13 protein-coding genes are annotated in these 21,663 nt (G+C 41.7%); 11 read left to right on the top strand and 2 right to left on the bottom strand.

The features are described 5' to 3' along the window. Positions 1–197 precede the first annotated feature (197 nt). The 11 genes from ACED28_RS19600 to ACED28_RS19550 are packed head-to-tail and all read left to right on the top strand — an operon-like array spanning position 198 to position 19,651. Positions 198–983 carry a WYL domain-containing protein gene (locus ACED28_RS19600; protein WP_240799230.1) on the top strand — a complete coding sequence of 262 codons (786 nt, stop codon included), beginning with the start codon at positions 198–200 and terminating at the stop codon, positions 981–983. Positions 984–1,036: 53 nt separating this feature from the next. Beyond that, positions 1,037–3,418, top strand: a complete 2,382-nt coding sequence (locus tag ACED28_RS19595) for an N-6 DNA methylase (RefSeq protein WP_371710536.1) — start codon at positions 1,037–1,039, stop codon at positions 3,416–3,418. Positions 3,419–3,422: 4 nt separating this feature from the next. Then, complete coding sequence (locus ACED28_RS19590; RefSeq protein ID WP_371710535.1) at positions 3,423–4,751, top strand: restriction endonuclease subunit S; 1,329 nt, start codon at positions 3,423–3,425, stop codon at positions 4,749–4,751. Further along, positions 4,752–6,164: a DUF262 domain-containing protein gene (locus ACED28_RS19585; RefSeq protein ID WP_371710534.1), complete on the top strand. Its 1,413-nt coding sequence runs from the start codon at positions 4,752–4,754 to the stop codon at positions 6,162–6,164. It begins immediately after the preceding gene. Further along, a complete protein-coding gene (locus ACED28_RS19580) occupies positions 6,157–8,148 on the top strand; it encodes a DUF262 domain-containing protein (protein WP_371710533.1) in 1,992 nt (663 codons plus the stop codon). The genes ACED28_RS19585 and ACED28_RS19580 overlap by 8 nt, the downstream gene beginning before the upstream one ends. A 36-nt stretch (positions 8,149–8,184) precedes the next feature. After that, a complete protein-coding gene (locus ACED28_RS19575) occupies positions 8,185–11,256 on the top strand; it encodes a type I restriction endonuclease subunit R (RefSeq protein WP_371710532.1) in 3,072 nt (1,023 codons plus the stop codon). Between the two features lie 55 nt (positions 11,257–11,311). After that, positions 11,312–13,432, top strand: a complete 2,121-nt coding sequence (zorA, locus tag ACED28_RS19570; protein ID WP_371710531.1) for an anti-phage ZorAB system protein ZorA — start codon at positions 11,312–11,314, stop codon at positions 13,430–13,432. After that, positions 13,425–14,159 carry a flagellar motor protein MotB gene (locus ACED28_RS19565; RefSeq protein ID WP_371710530.1) on the top strand — a complete coding sequence of 245 codons (735 nt, stop codon included), beginning with the start codon at positions 13,425–13,427 and terminating at the stop codon, positions 14,157–14,159. Before zorA ends, ACED28_RS19565 begins: the two co-directional genes overlap by 8 nt. Continuing rightward, positions 14,156–15,607, top strand: a complete 1,452-nt coding sequence (locus ACED28_RS19560) for an EH signature domain-containing protein (protein ID WP_371710529.1) — start codon at positions 14,156–14,158, stop codon at positions 15,605–15,607. Before ACED28_RS19565 ends, ACED28_RS19560 begins: the two co-directional genes overlap by 4 nt. Beyond that, positions 15,598–19,047 carry an SNF2-related protein gene (locus ACED28_RS19555; protein WP_371710528.1) on the top strand — a complete coding sequence of 1,150 codons (3,450 nt, stop codon included), beginning with the start codon at positions 15,598–15,600 and terminating at the stop codon, positions 19,045–19,047. The genes ACED28_RS19560 and ACED28_RS19555 overlap by 10 nt, the downstream gene beginning before the upstream one ends. 52 nt (positions 19,048–19,099) lie before the next feature. Beyond that, positions 19,100–19,651, top strand: a complete 552-nt coding sequence (locus ACED28_RS19550; RefSeq protein ID WP_371710527.1) for a hypothetical protein — start codon at positions 19,100–19,102, stop codon at positions 19,649–19,651. 335 nt (positions 19,652–19,986) lie between these two features. Here ACED28_RS19550 and ACED28_RS19545 read toward each other — a convergent pair whose 3' ends face one another. Beyond that, a complete protein-coding gene (locus ACED28_RS19545; RefSeq protein ID WP_102250281.1) occupies positions 19,987–20,433 on the bottom strand; it encodes a DUF2079 domain-containing protein in 447 nt (148 codons plus the stop codon). Further along, entirely contained in the window at positions 20,430–21,656 is a 1,227-nt protein-coding gene (locus ACED28_RS19540; RefSeq protein ID WP_371710538.1) for a hypothetical protein, read from the bottom strand. Before ACED28_RS19540 ends, ACED28_RS19545 begins: the two co-directional genes overlap by 4 nt. Between the last annotated feature and the right edge of the window lie 7 nt (positions 21,657–21,663).

The raw sequence follows: 21,663 nt of genomic DNA, 5'->3' as shown, positions 1-21,663 counted from the left end.
TCCTTGTTGAGTAATGTCTATTGCTCTATATCAAAAAGATAGTATCAAAATGATTACTTGTGCAAGTTTATGGTATAGAATCTTTCTATCAACATGCCATCTTTATTATTATGACGCACGAATCAATAGACAAATTAAATCACTCGCAGCGGGAACGATTAGCATTCATCGATTTTTGCCTCGAATACTATGGGGTTGTGGCTAGAGCAGACCTAGTCCAACAATTCCAAACGGGGTTAGCTTCTTGTTCTAGAGATCTCACCCTTTACAGGGAGTTGGCTCCTGATAATGCAGAGCTAGTACACCAAACCAAGCAGTACGTGCGCACTGATAGCTTCACACCTTTGTTTGCTCATGATGCTGAACAAGCATTGAATCAACTGATGCAAGGGCATGGAGCCTCTCTTGAAGGTGACAAATCTCAAGTGTGCTTTGATGCTGTTCGATTGACGCAACCGAAGCAAAACATTGTCGCAGCCTTGATGCGTGCAATTCATAATAACCAGGCCATCCAATGTCGCTACCATTCACTTTCCTCTGGTGCTGGCAATCGAACCATTGTCCCTCACGCCATCATAAACAATGGTCATCGTTGGCATGTTCGAGCTTTTGATCGAAAGACGAACAGTTTTCGTGATTTTGTTTGTAGTCGATTTACAAAAATAGAGAGCTCAGCAACACCACCAAAACCCGGTGAATCTGCAAGTTACGACAATGCTTGGAATACAGTTCTTCGCCTAGAGATTGGTGTTCACCCTCAAATCAAGCATCCAAAGGCTATTGAACTTGATTATGAAATGACTCAAGGGAAGTTGAATATTGAAGTTCGCTCTGCTCTGGTGGGATACCTACTGACACAGTGGAATGTAGACTGCTCGAAAGAGGGCTCCCTGAACGCTTCGCAATATCAGCTGCACTTAAAGAATACAGATGTGTTATCAGGCATAGAAAGCACCCAGCTTTTACCTGGTTTCAACCAATAAGATTAATGCCGTCCACACGGTTACGTGTGGGTAACAAAGAAATAGGATCCCAAATGGACCACTCAGTACATAATAAACTCGTTTCCTTTATTTGGTCGATTGCCGACGACTGTCTTCGTGATGTCTATGTTCGTGGTAAATACCGTGACGTTATCTTGCCTATGGTGGTGTTACGCCGTCTGGATACGCTTTTAGAACCATCAAAAGAAGCAGTATTGGAAGAAGTTAAATTCCAAACAGAAGAGATGAATGAAACTGAGCTTGATGATGCGCCATTATGTGCAGCATCAGGTTATGTGTTCTACAACACTTCTAAGTGGACTCTACAAACGTTGTTCAGTACCGCGACCAATAACCAACAGATTCTGCTCGCTAACTTCGAAGATTACCTCAACGGCTTTAGCGATAACGTAAAAGAGATTGTTGAGTGTTTTAACCTGAAAGCTCAGATACGCAACATGGCGGGTAAAGACGTTTTGCTAGATGTGGTAGAGAAATTCGTCTCTCCATACATCAATTTAACGCCAGAGGTTAAAGAAGACCCTGAGGGAAAAAAACTACCAGCGCTTAGCAACCTTGGTATGGGTTATGTATTTGAAGAATTGATCCGTAAATTCAACGAAGAGAATAACGAAGAGGCGGGTGAGCACTTTACCCCACGTGAAGTTATCGAACTGATGACTCACCTTGTTTTCGATCCAATCAAAGACAATTTGCCACTTTCAATCACAGTGTATGACCCTGCTTGTGGTAGTGGCGGTATGCTGACAGAAACACAGAACTTTGTTGAAGAGAAGTACCCGGCATCGAACCGTGATATCTACCTTTACGGTAAAGAGATCAACGATGAGACTTACGCCATTTGTAAGTCAGACATGATGATCAAAGGTAACAACCCAGAAAACATCCGTGTTGGTTCAACTCTTTCTACCGATGAATTCTCATCAGAGCGTTTCGACTTCATGCTTTCTAACCCGCCTTACGGTAAGAGTTGGGCTAGTGAGCAAAAGCACATTAAAGACGGTAAAGATGTCGTTGATTGTCGCTTTAAAGTGAAGTTAAAAGATTACTGGGGTGTTGAATCAGAACAAGATGCGATCCCTCGTTCAAGTGACGGCCAGTTACTGTTCCTGATGGAAATGGTTACCAAAATGAAGTCGCCGCAAGTCAGCCCGTTAGGGGCTCGTATTGCATCGGTTCATAATGGTTCAAGTTTGTTTACCGGTGACGCAGGTAGTGGTGAAAGCAATATCCGTCGTTACATCATTGAAAATGACATGCTGGATGCGATTGTTCAGTTACCAAACAACCTGTTCTACAATACGGGTATTACCACCTATATCTGGCTGCTTAATAACAATAAACCTGAGAGTCGCCAAGGTAAGGTACAGCTGATTGATGCTAGCTTACTGTTCCGTAAGTTGCGTAAGAACTTAGGTAACAAAAACTGTGAATTCTCGCCAGAGCACATTGCGGAAATTGTCTCGACCTATTTAGATAACCGAACTGTTGAACGTGCTATCGGTGAGAAAGGTGATTCGGTTGGTATTGCTGCACAAGTGTTCAAGAACCAAGATTTTGGTTACTACAAAGTAAATATTGAGCGCCCAGATCGCCGTAGTGCCCAATTCCGCGCAGACCTAATTGAACCGCTACGTTTTGAAAAATCACTGCGTGAAGTGATGGAGTACTTGTACGCCGAATATGGCGAGCAAGTGTATGACGCTGGGTTTGTTAAAGGCATTGAAAAAGAGATCACCAAGTGGTGTGAAGAAAACGATATCAGCCTAAACAAAGCAGCAAAAACCAAATTGCTGGATACGAAAAACTGGATCAAACAACGCGCACTGGTTAATGCGGCCAATCAGTTACACAGTAAGATTGGTGATGAAGTTTATAATGACTTTAACCAATTCAAACAGTTGGTAGATACAGAGCTTAAATCACTCGGCCTTAAGCTTTCAGCACCAGAAAAGAAAGCCATTTTGGATGCTGTCAGCTGGTATGACGAAAATGCAGAAAAAGTAATCAAGAAAGTCGCTAAGCTTAAGCAAGACAAGTTAGATGACTTGTTAGAAAACTACGAATGTGAACTGCAAGACTTACCTGATTTTGGTTACTACCCAACGGGCAATCACAATGAGTTCGTGACTTATGAGTTAAGCTCAGATCTGCGTGATAGTGAATCCGTGCCGCTTGAGCAGAGCATTTATCAATACTTCCTTGATGAAGTAAAGCCTCATGTTGATGAAGCTTGGATAAATCTTGAATCAGTCAAGATTGGTTACGAAATCAGCTTTAACAAATACTTCTACCGCCATAAGCCACTTCGTTCAATGGATGAGGTCGCTAAAGACATTATTGCGCTTGAACAAAAAGCGGAAGGTTTGATTGCTGACATTCTGGGTGTCTCTGTGGCTAAGGTTCAAGGGTAAGAGAATGATCGATACTATGATTAAGCAGATGCCCAAGTATGAGTCTTATAAAGAGTCTGGTATTGAATGGTTAGATGAGGTCCCCCAAACTTGGCAGACTTCAAAGTTAAAATATTTGGCCAGTATTTTTACTGGTGACAGTATATCGCCAACTTTAAAAGATACTTACGTTTCAACAGAGCTATCTGGAAGGGCGTATATAGCGTCAAAAGACATTGATGTACAAACGTCTCGAATTGATTACGAAAATGGGGTTCGAATCCCATTCGATAGGCGACATTTTAAGGTGGCTCCTGAGCAATCAACTTTACTTTGTATTGAGGGCGGGAGCGCAGGAAAAAAAATTGCGTTTACGGCGCAAGATGTTTGCTTTGTGAATAAGTTAGCTTGTATTGCTAGTGAAAAGGTACTCAATAAATACTTATATTATTCGCTTTTCTCGGAACCTTTCCAAAGACAGTTTAAATTGTCGATGTCAGGACTAATCGGCGGAGTTTCTGTGTCTTCAATAAATAACTTTATTGTTGTAGTGCCACCTGAAAAAGAGCAGATTCGAATCGTTAGTTATCTTGATAAAAAAGTCTCTCAATTAAATGAAGCTATCCATATTAAACAACAGCAAATCGAAAGGCTGAGAGAACGTAAACACGTTATTATTCAGCAGGCTGTTACTCAAGGCTTGGAGACCAATGTGCCGATGCAAGATTCTGGTGTGGATTGGATAGGAGAAATTCCCAAACATTGGGGGATTGTAAGATTTAAGAACCTATTCACTCAGAGTCGACTACCAGTACGCAAAGGAGATGGTGTTGTTACTTCTTACAGGGATGGGCAGGTCACTTTACGCTCGAACCGCCGTGTAGGTGGGTACACTGAAGCAATCTTGGAAGGTGGTTATCAGGGCATCAGAAAAGGGCAACTGGTTCTTAACTCAATGGATGCTTTTGAAGGCGCTATTGGTGTTTCAGACTCTGATGGAAAATGTACGCCTGAATACGTGATATGTGACCCTATCAATAGTGTTAACGTATCACAGTATTATTTTGCCTACTTACTAAGAGAAATGGCTCTTGCTAAGTATATTCAGGTTATTTGCAATGCAGTTCGTCAACGTGCCGTGCGTATTCGTTACAGTAACTTAGCTCCGTTGTTTATGGTGTTTCCTCCTATAAAAGAGCAGGAAGATATAGTGTCTTTTATTGAAAAAGAATCAGCAAAGTTAGATGCGGGTATCAAGCATCTAAATGAACAGATAAGTAAACTAAAAGAATACAAAACCACTCTCATCAACAGCGCCGTTACAGGAAAAATCAAAGTAACGGAGCTGGTATAAATGGCGGTTGTTGTTGCTAGTTGCACACTGGATACGCTGTTTTCTGGTGTGCCGATTTTAGCTTCTGACGGTAAGGTTGAAAAAGACGTTCACGGGATGCTTGCCATCCCTGAATATCAGCGCCCATATCGCTGGAATGAGGAGCAAATCACTCGTCTATTGAATGACTTTAAGCTTCATCAGCAAGAGCTAACTGGTAAGCCTGAAGCGGAGCATTGCCCATTTTATTTGGGCAGTGTCATTTTGCATCAACACGGTGACAAGCTGAATATCATCGATGGTCAGCAACGCATGACTACAATGGCGTTGATTTCTCACTTAGCAAAAAAACACACTGACCTTAAGTTAGTTTTCGAATCCCCAGAGAGCCAACAGCAAATCAAACACAATCTTGGTTGGCTGTATAAGCATGATGCCTCTTTGGCTGATATCGATTTTGCGCAAATCAACATCACCTTGGTGGTAACAGACAGCGAAGATGAAGCCTACCGCTTTTTTGAAACCCAAAATACGGGCGGGGTGCGTTTAGCAGGGCCAGATATCATCAAAGCGCATCATCTTCGAGCGGTTGATGAAAAAGACAAATCTGCGGTAAACATCTTTGCTACCCGTTGGGAAGCGCTTGGGGATTTAACCCCCGTGGTAGATATTTTACTGCGTGGTCGCTATTGGCAATATCTGTACTTCCGAGACTACCCGCTGCACAACCAAACTCAGCAAGTGCGTAATAGCATTGTCACCGAACTGGCAGAGCAAACAGGCAAAGGCGACGATATTGCCTTTGGTCGAATTGCTCGTACTTATATGCCTAACGGTGGTGAGAGTTTGGCACAGCCTCAAGTTGGTTATGAGTTGCGTCAGCCGTTAAATAGTGGCGCCAATACCATTCACTATTTGCAATATTTTGAGCAACTGCGCCAAACCTATTTGCTGAAAAACTCAACGCAAGGTGAGCTTGCAGGCTTTTACGAGTTCTATCAAAAGCTGGTGTGTAAACTCGATGGCTGCGGCTATCTTAAACAGCTTTATGACGCTTGCCTGCTGCTTTACATCAGTCAGCATGGGCAGCAAAGCCTAGACGTAGCAGCGAAAAAACTATTTCGTGTTGTTTATTCTCGCCGAGTAGAGAACCAAAAAGCAGTAAAAGAGAAATCGGTTCCTGCATTCGTAAAAGAAACCCCAGTGTTGGATTGGATTGCGATGAGTTATACCCCAGAGCAGTGTTTTGCACAGTTAGATGGTTTTGAGCTTTCGGTAGACAAGAATGGCTTTGATAAAAACAGCGTTAAAAAACGTTTCGTCGAAAAAGTATCTCAATACTTTGGCCTTGATATAGACAAGCAAGATTATGCCAATAAATTTGGCCCTGCATTTAGCCAACACATCTCTGTGTTAGGAGCAAAACATGGGTGATCATTTATCAGTGCAAACTGAGCTTCTGACGCTTGAGAAAATCTATACCGATAACTACCAGTTTTCTATTCCTAGCTATCAGCGTCCTTATGTCTGGTCTGATGATGATGTCTTGCTGCTGTTTAGAGATATTAAAGAAGCGTGTCGATTAAAAGAGCCAAACTACTTTATCGGCACCATCCTGTCGTCTCGCATTGAACAAGATGGAGAGCGGATTTATGAGCTGATCGATGGGCAGCAGCGCACGACAACGCTAATGCTCATGACCATTGCCTTTAAATACGCAGGCATTAAATCTGATCTTGCAGGGCTTGCTGTTTATACATCAAATGCCGGGGAAGATAAGCCTCGTCTTCAGTTTTCAATTCGCGAGCAAGTTCAGCAACTTTTGGGTGGCCTTGCAGGGCTTAAGAACTATCAAGTGCCGTCTAAGGAAACGATCGCCGACAATGCTTATCTTAAACAGATGGGCGTGGCGTTAGATGTTTTGACCAAAGAGGTAGAGAAGCTCAAGTCAGACGATGTGGTGAGCGCCGAAGCCATGGGGGATTACCTTTACCGCCAAGTTCAATGGGTGAACAACATTGTCCCAACACCAATGGACTTAAACCGATTGTTCGCCACCATGAATACCGCTGGCATTCAGTTAGAACAAGCCGACATTTTAAAGGCGAAGCTGTTCAAACGTATTCATACTGACAAAGCACAGTATGATGCAATGTGGGTGGCGTGTGAGCATCTGGAAAACTATTTTGAACGCAATGTACGCAAAGTATTTCCTAATGCGGATTGGTACCATATTGAACCCGAACATTTGGCGTCTTTTGATGCTGAACGCTTCGCTGCAAAAGATGAAACGTCAGAGGCGTTGTCTGGCTTGTCGATTGCTGAGTTAGCATCACAGGTTAAAGCAAGCTCAATTCCTGATAATACCAAGCAAGACAAGTTTGAAACTTACGATCTGGACGTTGAAACAGTTTACTGTCGCCCAATCATCAAGTTCCCGCTGTTATTGATTCACGCTTACCGAGTCTACTTAGCGCTTAATGATCATAATGATATTGAGCCACGTCTGTATAGCGATCGATTGCTGGAGATATTTGAGCCACTTATCAATGGTGATGAGCAATCGGTAAAGCAATTTATCGAAACATTATGGCAGGTTCGCTACCAGTTTGACCGTTGGGTTGTGAAATGGGTTGAACGTGATGATGCCACAGATGCGCAGCTAGGCTTAACGTATCAATCTCGAAGCAAGTCGAATGACACTTACTACATCAACCGAACGCAGAGAGAGCTGACGGATAGTGTGCTTCTGCAAAGTGTTCGCAACTTTACCGGTGAGCGCAGCGCCCAGTATTGGTTAACGCCGTTTATTTCAGGCTTGATCCGTTCGAGTATCAAGCAAGACTCTGAGGCGTTGGTGCTGCTTGAAAACATCGACAACAAAATGTCGCTATCAATTGATACTCAGAAAGAGGCCAGCTTTGCTCTGGCTGAGGGCTTGGAGCCTAACTACCAGAGTTGGCAATCACAATCGACATACTTTGAACAGTCGTTAGGGACGAGTTTCGAGCACTACTGGTTTCAGAAGCTTGAATATTTGATTTGGAAGCAAATGAAGGCTTCAGAATCTTCACTGTCTTCTGAAGAATTGAATAAGTTCAAAAAGTACCGAATTACATCCAAAAACTCAGTAGAACATGTTCATCCTCAAAATGATGAATATAAGATTGAGTTAGCATATGAAACTTTAAACTCATTTGGTAATTTAGTATTACTTAGTCCCGGTGAAAACTCTTCTTACAGCAATCAAGACGTTGACAAAAAGCGTATTGATTTTGATAGGAAGTCCCATTTCGACGCACTCAAATTAAGAGAAATGTTTGCTGTAAAAGGGCAGGGGCTATGGGGCAAACAGCAGATAGATAACCATCTAGAAGACATGATGGCAGTATTTGCTCAGCACTATAAACATCAATAAAAACTTTGAGTCATCAAACCAAACAACGTGGTATTTATGGTTAGTAAAACAAATGAACAGGCACTAGAGGCCGCAATTGAAAAAGGTTTAGCAGGTATTTGTAAAGAAGAGTTAGCGCTGGGTGAAGCGCCTCTTAATTACAATAATGATCTTTATCTTATTGGCTCTCCAAGTGACTTTGATAAACAGTACGCTTTAGATACCCGTTTGTTTTGGCAGTTCCTTGAAGATACTCAAGCGAGTGAGTTAGAAAAGTTAAAGCGCACCAGTCCTCATGATTGGCAGAGAAAAATACTTGAGCGTTTCGATCGTATGATCAAACGTCATGGTGTTCTACGGCTGTTGAAAAAAGGGCTAGACGTTGATGATGCGTTTCTAACGTTAATGTATCCAGCACCACTTGCAAGTAGCTCTGAGAAGGTAAAACACGATTTCTCAGCCAACTTATTTAGTGTGACTCGCCAAGTATGTTATTCCAATGCAAATCCATTGGAAGAAATTGACATGGTGCTTTTCATCAATGGTATTCCTCTGATTACTCTTGAGCTCAAAAACCATTGGACGGGACAAAATGCGGCTTATCATGGTCAGAAACAGTACCGAGATGATAGAGACGCGAATCAACCTCTGCTGAACTTCGCACGTTGTTTGGTGCATATGGCGGTTGATACCGATGAAGTCTATATGACGACCAAACTGGCAGGTAAAAAGACATTCTTCTTACCGTTCAATAAAGGCTTCAATCTAGGTAAAGGAAACCCGACTAACCCATATGGCCACAAGACGGCTTACTTGTGGCAAGAGGTATTCCGTAAAGAAAGTATTGCTAATATCATTCAGCACTTTGTTCGCCTTGATGGCAGCAGCAAAAAGCAGTTGGACAAACGAACTTTGTTCTTCCCCCGATACCACCAAATGGATGTCGTGCGTCGCTTGGTTGATCACTGCTCAGTTAATGGTGTTGGGCAAACGTATTTGATACAGCACTCAGCGGGTTCAGGTAAATCTAACTCAATTACATGGGCTGCGTATCAGCTCATCGAAACTTATCCTATTAGCGAAGACCTACCAGGAAGTAGAGGGAAAGAAGTGCCTCTATTCGATTCGGTTATCGTCGTTACCGACCGCCGATTGCTTGATAAGCAGCTACGCGACAATATTAAAGAGTTCTCCGAAGTGAAGAACATTGTTGCACCAGCGTTCAAATCGTCTGAGCTAAAGTCTGCATTAGAGAATGGCAAGAAAATTATCATTACCACCATTCAGAAGTTTCCGTTCATTATTGATGGTATTGCAGATTTAAGTGATAAGCGCTTTGCCGTCATTATTGATGAGGCCCACAGCTCTCAGTCAGGCTCAGCTCATGACAACATGAACCGTGCAATGGGTAAGAGGGAAGTGGAAGAGCTAGAAGATGCTCAGGACAAAATCCTACAAGCAATGCGCTCTCGTAAGATGCGTGGAAATGCCTCTTATTTTGCGTTCACCGCAACGCCTAAAAACACCACTCTAGAAAAGTTTGGTCAGCGACAAGCGGACGGAACTTACGCTCCTTTCCATTTGTATTCGATGAAACAAGCGATCGAAGAAGGGTTCATCCTTGATGTTATTGCCAACTATACGACTTATAAGAGTTATTACGAGATTGAAAAATCAATCCAAGATAACCCTGAGTTCGATAGTAAAAAAGCGCAGAAGCGTTTGCGAGCGTATGTAGAGGCAAGCCAAGAAACCATAGATACTAAAGCCGAGATCATGCTTGAACATTTTATCAAACATGTGATTAACGGTAAGAAGCTAAAAGGTAAAGGCAAAGGCATGGTGGTGACTCAAAATATTGAGTCAGCTATCCGTTACTATCGAGCGTTAACACGACAACTCGATAAGATGGATAACCCATTTAAAGTTGCCATTGCCTTCTCTGGCACCAAAGAAATTGATGGTATTGAATACACCGAAGCTGGCCTGAATGGGTTCCCAGAAGGTGATACCAAAGATTACTTTGATGTGAACTACAAGCGTAAGGAGTCGGACTCCCCAATCCCTAAGCATGTAGATCAAGATGCTTTCCGTTTATTGGTCGTGGCGAATAAGTATTTGACGGGCTTTGACCAACCGAAGCTTTGTGCCATGTATGTGGATAAAAAACTGGCGAGTGTACTGTGTGTGCAAGCACTGTCTCGCTTGAACCGCTCGGCACCAAAGTACGGTAAGAAAACGGAAGATCTATTTGTATTGGATTTCTTCAACTCAGTGGATGATATCAAAACCGCATTCGACCCTTTCTATACATCGACAACGCTTTCTGAAGCAACAGATGTCAATGTTCTTCATGAGCTAAAAGATGATATGGACGACACAGGTGTTTATGAGTGGTTTGAAGTTGAGGAGTTCAACAAGCGCTTCTTTGAAGGAAGAGATGCTCAGGACCTGAGCCCAGTCATTGATATCGCAGCAGCTCGTTTTAACCACGAGTTAGAACTAGAGAACGAATTTAAAATCGATTTCAAAGTGAAAGCTAAGCAGTTTGTAAAAATTTACGGCCAGATGGCATCTATCATGCCTTATGAGGTCGTTCAGTGGGAAAAACTGTTCTGGTTTTTGAAGTTTTTGATTCCAAAACTTTCCGTCGAAGACCCAGATAAAGAAGCACTCGATTCACTGCTGGATTCAGTTGATTTGAGCTCTTATGGATTACAAAGGGTTAAGCTTAACCACTCCATAGAGCTAGATGACTCTGAAACTGAGTTAGATCCTCAAAACCCGAACCCTCGCGGAGCTCATGGTCCTGAAAGCGAAAAAGACCCGTTAGATGAGATCATCCAAATCTTTAACGAACGTTGGTTCCAAGGCTGGAGTGCAACCCCAGAAGAGCAGCGCGTTAAGTTTGTGAACATTGCTGAGAGTATCCGGAATCACCCAGACTTCGAAGCTAAATACCAAAACAACACAGACCCTCATACGCGAGAGCTAGCATTTGAGAAGATGTTGAAAGAAATTATGCTTCAACGTCGTAAAGACGAGTTAGAACTCTACAAGCTGTTTGCACAAGACCCCGCTTTTAAAGCGTCTTGGACGCAAAGCATGCAGCGTATGGTTGGGATGTAAAGTTCCAATGCTAAATAATATATTTATTAAATAACTAATCTTGGAAATAATTTGAATGACTAATAGCCTTAATCTTTCCAGTTTATGGCCAGACTTGAGCAGTCTAAATATAATCCCACCTCAAACTCCTGATCAATTGAGTGCGTTGTTTGTGGTTATTTTATGGGGCGTCGCTCTATTTTTCTTAATTTGCTCAGTAGTTGCGTTTGTTCGAGCAATACGACGAGTAGTCTGGCTTAACAAGTCTTTGGATGATGCGGAGAAGTCGACGCCGTCAGATGTTCGAAACGATTTGATTTCTAGAGCTGAACAAAAGAAAGATTCTGTAGGTCATTTATGGCTCGAGTTTGACGAAACATTACTCGAAGTAAAGGGTGCTGACGATGTGGTTCGATTGCATAACACATTTGATGCCGACTATTTTTTTAATAGCTCAAGCTTAGCTGGTGGTAGCACTGAAAACCGAATGATTGCCGCGGTGCCTGGGTTTTTAACGGCTCTGGGTGTTATAGGTACTTTTGTCGGTTTGCAGCTAGGACTTTCAGATCTAAACATTGCGGGCAACGTTGATGTAAATGAAATGAAAAACGGCGTTGCTGGAGTGATTAATGGTGCAAAAATCGCATTTATGACATCGGTCTGGGGTGTTCTACTCAGTGTTGCATTCAACTTTTTTGAGAAAATACTTGAGCAAGTAATTAGAAAGAAAATTAAGTGTTTGCAAAACCGTATAGACAGAATGTTTCCTCGATTAAGTGCTGAGTATCAGTTGCAATCTATTGCCAATAACAGCCTGCAATCTCGAGAAAGTCTACAAGGGCTTGCTGAGAAAATTGGCGAGAAAATGCAGGAGTCATTAGTTCAAGCAACGCAGGGTATTCAACAAGGCCTCGAGAGCAGTCTGGAAAAAATCATGGCCCCGGCTATCAATAAGCTTGTTGATGAGACGTCAGACGGCAACCAAAAAGCGCTTGAAAGCGTTCTTCAATCTTTCATGGATGGTTTTGGTCAACAAGGTGAGCAGCAGCGTGTTGCTATGGACTCCGCATCTCAAAACGTACATAAGACGCTAGAATCAATGAGTACTTCGATGGCTTCTTTCGTCAATAAATTGGAAGTTCAGCAAAACGCATCTTCAGAAAGAGAGAAAGAACTGATCTCAACTATTTCAGTTCAAGTTTCTGAGTTAGTTACTCAGGGTAATGAGCAGAAGCGTGTTCTAACAGAGTTCGTAGAAAAACAAGTCTCCGAATTAGGTGAACAGCTTACTAAAAGAGAGTCAGCTGCTTCTGAGCGTGAGCAGAAATTGGCTTCCTCAATGCAAAGCACGATTAAAGATCTAATAGAAAATGTGTCTGCACAAAGCCAAGTGCTGACCGATTTTGTTCAGAATCAAGTTGGCCAACTTACCCAAACGTTCTCCGAACGTGATGGGATGGCAAGTCAGATGGAAAAAGAGCGTAATGATATATTTGTGAATCAAACGCAGGCGATGAAAGATGGGACGCATGAGCTTCTAGCTCAAGTGAAAGCGGCGACTGAATCGCAACAAACCACATCTAATAATATTATTGAGCAAGGTAAACAATTACAAAACAGCATTGATTCATCTGTTTCTGCATCTGCTCGAGCTACTGAGAGTATGCAGCTGTCTGCGAATGAGTTACGAGCTGCGGCTGATAGCATGAATGTGTTCGGTTCAAACATTAAAGAGGCGGGCAACAAACTATCTGGTGCAGTTACTGAAGCAGTCAACAGCACAAAGGATTTAGCGGAACAAAACCAGCTAGGCGCTGTGAAAATTCAATCGCTAAGAGAGCAATTGCTGGAAGATACAAGCAAGTTTAGCGCGATTGCAGATCAGATAAATAATATGCTGAATAGTGCAGAACAGTCGTTTAGTACGCTTCGCACGAACCAGAATGAGTTCCTTGCAGAACAAAAAGGTAACCTTAACGAACTCACTTCAGAAATGAAGCGCAATGTAAAAGAGTTAACGGAGCAAATGGCTCAACTGCTTGAAGATTATGCAGAGCAGGCCAACGGACAAACCGCCGAGCACCTCAAAGTTTGGGCTAACAGTAGTACACAGTATGCAGAGAGCATGAATACAGCAGTTAGAGCTATCTCTAGTGTTGTCGATGAAATTCAAGATAAAGTGAGCCGACATGCGTAGAGGGATTCGTTCGCATACACAAAACTCAGTAGATGAAGAAAATCCCTACTGGGTTTCATTTTCTGATCTAATGTCTGCTCTGCTCGTTATCTTTATACTTGCAGCTGTTGCTCTGATTATTGAATTGACTCAAAAAACTAATGATGTCGAAGCTGGTATTGAAGAGCTTAAGCAAGCTGAGTTAGCAAGAAAGAACATAATTTATGATGTTCGAGACGAACTGGCTAAAAGAAACGTAATTGTTAAAATTGCTGATAATGATACGGTAATCCGGATCCCCGAAAGCACACTAACTTTTGCATCGGGAAAATCATCAATTCCGAAAGATGCAACCATACAACAGGCGGTTAAGGACATAGGTGTTGTTCTTCATTCTGCAATTCAGAAGAAAGACCGTTTTCAATTTCTCGATACCGTTTTTATTGAGGGACATACCGATAGCGATGGTATCCATTACAGAGGAAAAGGGAACTGGGGGCTATCTACTGATCGAGCAATATCTGTCTGGAATGTCTGGCAAAATGAATTGAGCTTAACGCCTAAACTTGGTGACTTAGAAAACGCATATCATGCAAAGCTATTTTCGGTTAGTGGTTATGCGGCTACAAGACGAGCCAATCTACAAGAGTCTAATCAGCAAGAAAAGAGTCAGAATAGGCGTATTGATATTCGATTTACAGTTAAGAAGCCATCTATTGCTGAACTCGAGAGGATTGTTGGGCAGTGAGTTTAAATATAAAAAAGCTCAAAGTTAGTTTGCCAGTTAACCCCTTTGGTCAAGCCATCAAGGATTTTGCGCATCTATCGACGCAGTTAGAGGTGTTGTCCAAGAGTGCTGGTATTGAGAACAATAAATTCCGAACTGCATATGGAGAAGTATGTAACGCGCTTGCCTCTAAGAAAAGAGTCGAAGACGTTTTGGATAGTTCCGTACACGTTCGCGCCTTAGCCCTCTCGTTACATACGGATGCGAAGAAAAATGTCAGCTTTACGCGTCGATTGCTTAATAAAATTACAGAAATTGTAAAAAAGCCAAGCTCATTAGTTATAGAGTCTTTTTATCAACATTTCTTATCAGAGTATGACCGACTGGCAGACTTGGAAGCTACGGCAGACTGGTTGTTAGAAGCTAAAAGGCTGCGAGGCAATGATGAGCAGTTTGATGAAAATATATTGTCAACCAATGGCCCCAAGTGGCTTGCGGAAAGAGCTATTCAAAAGAATATCGACTTTGATCATTTAATTTCAGATATGAAGCTGGAACGTTACGCTAATGGTCGCTATTTAACTTCTGCCAAAGGTATTTACTATATTGAGCAGTTGAACACGATACCATTGGGCCAAGATCACCCTCTCCTAGAGGAGGTTCAAAAAGCGGCTGTTTTTGATTCTCGGTATGATTCTGACAGTTTGCTAGGGCATCAAATTCTTAGAATTTTGATTAGTCGTTCAATAGGTTCTCATATTAGTGAGCCTTGGATGAATGTGATCTTAGCGATTGGTGGTGACCCACGAGTACCAAGCTCAAACCCAAGATACATAAGATGGTGGAAGGGTATAGAGCCAAATTTGATTCAAGCTGTTCGCGGGTGGCTATCAAAACTGGATTTGAAGTTGTTTCTGGAAGCTCTGGAAGATTATTCCTACTCTTCAGCTAATTACGAGCTACAGAGAATGTACCCATCTAGGAAAAATTTCTTAGAGGGGATGTTCGATGCGGGGGTTATTTCAAATACCCGGCTTTATTTGAGTCAGGATGCTGCTAGGTATTTGAAGAGAAATTATGACCCTAAGCACTTGCCAAATTTCTCGACTGTTAAAGATGGAGATAAATCCATAATTTATGTGCAAATGAATGGGGCGCACATGGTAGAGGGAAGCCACAGTTGTTACTTGTGGCTGTATAAGCACTTAGATTCGTCAGTATGCGTATTTAACTATGACATTGTTAGGCCAACGTATTCTCAGCTAACCAGTGGGATTAATAATCAGATGACACGATTATCATCGGGAGCGGTAGCAAAAATAACGCATTCACCAATTGGCTACTCATGGCAACGAAAAGCACTTACAGCACTTAGAGGGTTAGGTATTAAATTGACGCCCAAAGATGTGCTTTCAAATGAAGATTATATTGATTTTAAACAGCGTTATGGGGTGCGAGAATGGAGTTAACCTCTTTAATCAGCAAGTTTTTTTCTGGTTTAGATAAGTCCTCTCAATTTGAGTTAATCTGTGATGGTAGCCTTGATTTTACTACTTCCAAGAAAACCTTAGAGAAAATTAAAGCTGGTAAAGCTGATGAGTGGATAACGGCACAATATGTTGCACTTAAAATGCTTGAAGAGCAGGGTGATATAAGCTCATTCCCAGATGGCTTTATTATGCCGCCTGAGACAGCGGTAAGGCTCGATTCTGAGTTGAGGGATTTGTTTAGTTTGCCTCCGGTTTGGCAAGGAACTATTGATGCTGATATTCAAGGCAAAGCTAGTACACCTACCTTTAAAATTGACCTTTCGGTAACAACCAGCCAGGGTCGAACAACGCTTAATTACACTGTGGATGGACCTTTCATTCGGTTTAGTCAAAATGAGCAGTACCTGTTAACGCCCGAGCAGCTTATGGTCTTTAATGCACATAAAGCTCATGGAAAGTCTGCTCGATCTGAATACGATAACTTACTTTACCTACACTCTTTACAAGAGGCTCAAAAGAGTGGTTGTAAGTTGAATCTAAAGCACTTTGAAAAGCTAAGAATACTGGCACCAAATAAAATCACAGTAGAAGCAGAACTGAATTCTCAAGGCGAGCTGATATTGACGCCAAACATGGGGCAAAGCGCGAGCCATGAGTCGATTCAAAAGGTTCTGGGACAGTTGCAAAGCGACAACACCGTTACTCTGAAAGTGGGTGATGAAATAGTCTTGTTTTCTGAAGAAAAGCTCATGGCTGTAAAAGAAGTTATTAGCAATAGAGTCATACCTCAAAAACAAGTTAAAGCGTTCTTGGAGAACCCTACTGCATATATTGATGCGAGCTTAGTCGATCTTGATTTAGGTTTTTCCATCAGGGTTCATGGTGCGACAGTCTTTAAACACGCCTATTTTGGAGAGACGGACGAGTCAGGTATTGATTGGTTTGGATCCTCCTCTTCATCTGATGTGGTTAACTCGATATCTAAGCTTGCAGATAGCGTTCGTGATAGAGCTACTCTTGATAACGTGGCTAAGAAGATTGAAGATGCTCAGCAAACCGGAGCAACGGTTTTTGATTATGAAGGAAAATCATACGATATCAGTGACCCTGTTGCTGTTGAGAAGGTTCTAAAAGAAATAGGTCACAAGATATCCAACCCTGATACAAACCTTTCTAGTGAGGTGGAGGTAGAAGATACCGAGACTGAATCAGAAAGATCAGAAATACATGTTGTTGATATTGACTTAAATGATGAAGAGCTGTCTGAAAATTCTCCTAAAATTGAACAACTGATTTCTGATATTTCATGGGATGGTGAGTTAAATTGGGAAAATCACAAGCGGACCCCTTTTCCACATCAGGATATTGGTGTTCGTTGGATTTTAGGCGTTGAACAAAAAAGCTCATCAGACTCGAAAATTAGTGGAGCCTTGCTAGCTGATGATATGGGGCTGGGTAAAACTTTTATGGCCCTCTCTGCAATCGAACATATTTATCAACGACAACAAATTAGTGGTGAAACGAAGAAACCTGCGCTGATAGTTGCCCCTTTGAGTTTATTGGAAAACTGGAAGGATGAGGTAGATAAAACCTTTAAACCCTCGCCATTCAAAGATGTGGTTATTTTGCAATCAGCAGCAGAGCTAAATGACTATCGAATGGGTGGTGTGGAGATTCGAAGCCAAAGTGCATCTGATGATAGTTTAGAACCCAAGTATTCTTTGAAAGTCGGGAAACACTTTGGTCCAGGCCGTTTAGATCTACCAGAGCGATTGGTTATCACTACTTATCAAACCTTGCGCGATTACCAGTTCTCGATGTGTTTGATTGATTGGGGGGTCGTGGTTTTCGATGAAGCCCAGAACATTAAAAACCCAAATGCACTTCAAACTCGTGCAGCTAAGGGCCTAAAAGCTGATTTCAAACTAGTGACTACGGGTACGCCTGTAGAAAACAGCTTAGCCGATTTTTGGTGTTTAATGGATACAGCTTGCCCTGGCCATCTGGGTAGCTATCAAGAATTTCGTGCTCGGTATATCTCACCAATTCTTAAAGCTGCTGGTGATGAAGTTGAAGAAACGAGAGCTAGGCTTGGAAGAGAACTTCGTATAGCAGTTGGGGCATTGATGTTGAGGCGCATTAAAGAGGACAACCTTAAAGGGTTGCCTCTAAAACATATGTATGCTGGCGGAGAGTTTGAAAACTGGAAGTATTTAGAAGAGCTTAAGTCGACAATGGTTAGCTACCAGAGAGATGTTTACGAAGGGACTATTAGTAATCAACTCGAGAATGAAGAGAGCCACGCACTTACCACGTTGATGAGGCTAAGAGATAGCTCGCTACATCCTCGATTAAGTGATGGAGGCCGCCTTGATATTCCAAAAAATGCAAAATCAGCTAAGGTTTTATACGGAGAATCAGGAAAACTAGTTTCTTTGCTTGGGACTTTAGACCGAGTACGAAGTAAACATGAGAAGTGCATTATTTTTGCGGTTAACAAACGATTGCAAAGCTTCTTAAGCGTGACTTTGGGGCAGATCTATAACCTAGGTCCGCTCTCAGTGATTAATGGTGATGCGAAAGCCGTAGCAAAGCGTAAATCTGTCCCAACTAGAAAATCTATGATTGCAGAATTTGAGGCTAAAGAAGGCTTTAATTTAATTGTAATGTCGCCAGTTGCGGCTGGTGTCGGTTTAACTGTAGTCGGTGCGAATCATGTGGTTCATTTAGAGCGGCACTGGAACCCAGCTAAAGAAGCTCAAGCTACGGATAGGGTTTATCGTATCGGACAGGAAAAAGAGGTTCATATTTACATTCCGCTGTTACATCACCCTGAATTTGAATCATTTGATGTAAATCTACATAGGCTCCTTACTCAAAAAACTTTGCTGAAGGATGCTGTTGTCACACCGGAAGATGTTGTTCCACAACCAGCAGGTGTTGGAGGAGCGGTTTCTGGTGACTTGATAGATAAACGTATTACAGCAACTGAGCTTGATAAGTTAAGTTGGCAGCAGTTTGAAGCGTTATGTGTAGTATTGCTGGCAAAAATTACGGATAGCGAAAGTGCGTGGTTGACGAATAATGGCGCTGACCATGGTGCTGACGGTGTGTTACTTAATAATAGTGGCAATATTTTGCTTCAGGCTAAGTTTACGCAACGCCAATATGATGGTTATAAAGGGATACAGGAGATACATTCTGCGAAACCAATTTATGAATCAGCGATGAGAAGTACTTTCGAACGTTTGATTTTCGTAACCAACTCACCATCGTTAGCTAAAAGAACTCACGAAATAGCGACCACGTGTGGTGTTGAAATTTTGGGGAGAGCGCAGCTGCTATCTTACCTTGAAGACTACGAGGTTACACTTAAAGAGGTACTCACTAGATTGGGTAAAGAGCGACTCAAAGCATAGAGGCTCTAGTTGAATTACTATTAATTATTTGGTTCTTAACGGTGAGGAAAAAATGAGTGAAACACTAGCCAAAAACCTTGTTTGGCCGAAGACTGGCTATAGAAATGTGACAATCACGGTTGTTGCTGAACCTTCTAGAACAGCCAAAAAAATATATGAGCTAAACAGTAACAATGAAGTCGTAGAAAGTGATCAACATAGAGAACCAGCAAATGGACTCTACTATTCTTGGTATTTAAACGTATTCAAGCCTGGTCCAGATGCAAGGCACTTAGATGGGCTATCAACGCTTTATCCTAGAGATGTAGTTACTTTTCTCAACTCTCTGGTTGATGCGAGACAAAAGATGCTAGCGTTAGCTAATGTAGATTTCGATGGTGAGTACAAGAAAGATATTGACTGTAATGTCTCCAGGTTATCAATAAAAGTTGTATCGAATAAGAACGAAGCCATTCAGTTGCAGTTGTGGGTTAGTAGTGAAGGAAAGTACATGTATGGCTCATTCTATAAATTAGAGCAGGTCAACCAGATGATAGAGACTATCAGGTCTGTATTCTCTGTGGGTGAAAGCTTATCTAGCACCTTAAAGCAGTTATCCGCTTAATGGAGCAGCTATAGTTACGATTTGATCGCTTTCACAGTGACCGACGTAAAACGTGTCTTGTGAACTGGTTATGAGTTATGTCTTGCGAATACCAAACTAAAATGAAAGTAACTTTCTTACAGTCGTGCTTTCCTTCAAATATTCAATTCACAAAAATATCAACATATGGTTGTTTTAATTGATATCAGCTTATGCTTGCTTTTTGAGTAAGCTATTGAAGTAAAAGAAATCGTTGATATCAATTTATGGTTGTTTCAACAAATAGTTTGAAAATCAAGAGCCGCTTTTTAGCGGCTCTTTTTTTGTGTGGTTGTTAGACAGCTCAATACGTATCGTTATTTTCTGCAAAGTGATGGTTCAACGGCAAATTTCTTACCAAAAAAAGGAAGGTAAGACGTTGGAATACCAGAGCATGCTTTGAGGCCTGCCTCTTCATACTTTGACTCGTAAATCGAAGGGGTCATGAATGTTAAAACTAAAGCAATCCCGGCTAATGCTATTGCTGAAAGAGGTAAGGCTCCACCATACCTATCTTCCCAGCGTGTTTCGGTAAATATGAAATATGTTCCCACTATAAAAAATACAAGCATTATTAACCCTATAGGAATTAGGGCAAGATCAAATCGAGAGTATACAGCGACATCACCAATATCTTCATTCAGTGAAATGATATTATTGATTCCAAAGGCTAGGCTTACAAATGACAAAGTTAATCCAATAAAAACTGCAGGAATAAACTTTGAGACTCTTTTGAGTTTGTTTATCGTACTTCTAATGTTCATAATTCTCTTGGTAAAAGCTCATTTAGTGAGTTTTTGACGAACGTTTTAATTTCAGTTTCTATTACTTCTTTGCCCGTTTCGAGCACCCCAGATACTAACATCGCTGCCAAATCAACAACGTTATCGTATGTATCCTCCTTTAATTGAAGTGCTTTTTCAACAGCTTCTTGTTGTGCTTTTTCTAGCAATTCAATGACTTTTGGAGTTATACCGTAATGTTCATCAATTTCATTCAGAACATACGATGTAGCGAGGCCAGCCCCAACAACAACTGCTAGATTGAAGGCAACGAATGAAACAAAAGCTAAAGAAGCGGCTCCAACCATGCCTGATACAGCGGCAGCTAAGGCAATTTTGACAATGTCAGTAGCCAGTGAACCAATCAGGGTAGTTAAATAGACTTCATCATTGAGTATATAGTCAAGAACTCTGAAGCCAGCAGCGACATAAAACGTTAAGATGGTTCCTGATTTTATTGAATTGGCGAGGCCGTACTTTCCAATTCCTAGCTGTACTATTTTGGGGTTGTCTAATCTGTAAGTTGTCCCGGTCAGTATCCTCCTTAAACCTGAGTAACCAGACAGGCTAATCATCTCTGTGCCGATTTTGTTAAAATACATTGACATCTTCATGCCAAAAGTAGCCTTTAATCCTAATTTCGTAGCTTTTAGACCATGAATATTAAATTGTGCGATGACCATTGAAGTGGTCACAACATCTTTTCCATTTACTCCGTAATTAATCATAACTTGACTGCCAGTTGAGGTTGTCATGGACTTCCAAGTATCTTTAGTATCCATCCAGCCCCAACTTTGTAGGACTCTAAACGCCTCTTCTAAAGTTAAAAGCATAACTTCAGTGTGACTATTTTGTAATTGCGTCCTTAGCGCGTCATCAGGTAGTACCTTCGTATTGATGTATTCCCCCTCAATAAAATTATAAGGAGGCCAATACATATTTTCAGGGGCAATGTTTGCAGTTTGAGTCGGCGCATTTTGTTGTGCTGTTGCTTGCATGTACCCAGATTTTTTTAAGGGTGGTAAAAAGCCTTGCCCCATCCCTGGTGTAATACGAGATGCTTTGACTTCATTTTGGTAAGCCATAGAGGTTTTTGGGAAAAATGTGTCCTCATCGGCATTAGAATTGATCGTTGATTTGTTAGTTAGTTCAGCCTCACGGCGTTTTTCAAGGTAGTTGTCATCATTCGCTTGTTTACTAAGCAGCTTCTCT

The organism is Vibrio sp. 1F253 (genome assembly GCF_041439295.1).
Taxonomy (GTDB): Bacteria; Pseudomonadota; Gammaproteobacteria; order Enterobacterales; family Vibrionaceae; genus Vibrio; species Vibrio tasmaniensis_A.
This window is presented reverse-complemented; position numbering and strand designations above follow the sequence as displayed.

Bases quoted from the DNA above. Each gene is read 5' to 3' on its own strand.
- ACED28_RS19580 (WP_371710533.1), top strand. From the start codon at position 6,157: ATGGGTGATCATTTATCAGTGCAAACTGAGCTTCTGACGCTTGAGAAA.
- ACED28_RS19575 (WP_371710532.1), top strand. From the start codon at position 8,185: ATGGTTAGTAAAACAAATGAACAGGCACTAGAGGCCGCAATTGAAAAA.
- ACED28_RS19565 (WP_371710530.1), top strand. From the start codon at position 13,425: ATGCGTAGAGGGATTCGTTCGCATACACAAAACTCAGTAGATGAAGAA.
- ACED28_RS19550 (WP_371710527.1), top strand. From the start codon at position 19,100: ATGAGTGAAACACTAGCCAAAAACCTTGTTTGGCCGAAGACTGGCTAT.
- ACED28_RS19555 (WP_371710528.1), top strand. From the start codon at position 15,598: ATGGAGTTAACCTCTTTAATCAGCAAGTTTTTTTCTGGTTTAGATAAG.
- zorA (WP_371710531.1), top strand. From the start codon at position 11,312: ATGACTAATAGCCTTAATCTTTCCAGTTTATGGCCAGACTTGAGCAGT.
- ACED28_RS19595 (WP_371710536.1), top strand. From the start codon at position 1,037: ATGGACCACTCAGTACATAATAAACTCGTTTCCTTTATTTGGTCGATT.
- ACED28_RS19585 (WP_371710534.1), top strand. From the start codon at position 4,752: ATGGCGGTTGTTGTTGCTAGTTGCACACTGGATACGCTGTTTTCTGGT.
- ACED28_RS19590 (WP_371710535.1), top strand. From the start codon at position 3,423: ATGATCGATACTATGATTAAGCAGATGCCCAAGTATGAGTCTTATAAA.
- ACED28_RS19545 (WP_102250281.1), bottom strand. From the start codon at position 20,433: ATGAACATTAGAAGTACGATAAACAAACTCAAAAGAGTCTCAAAGTTT.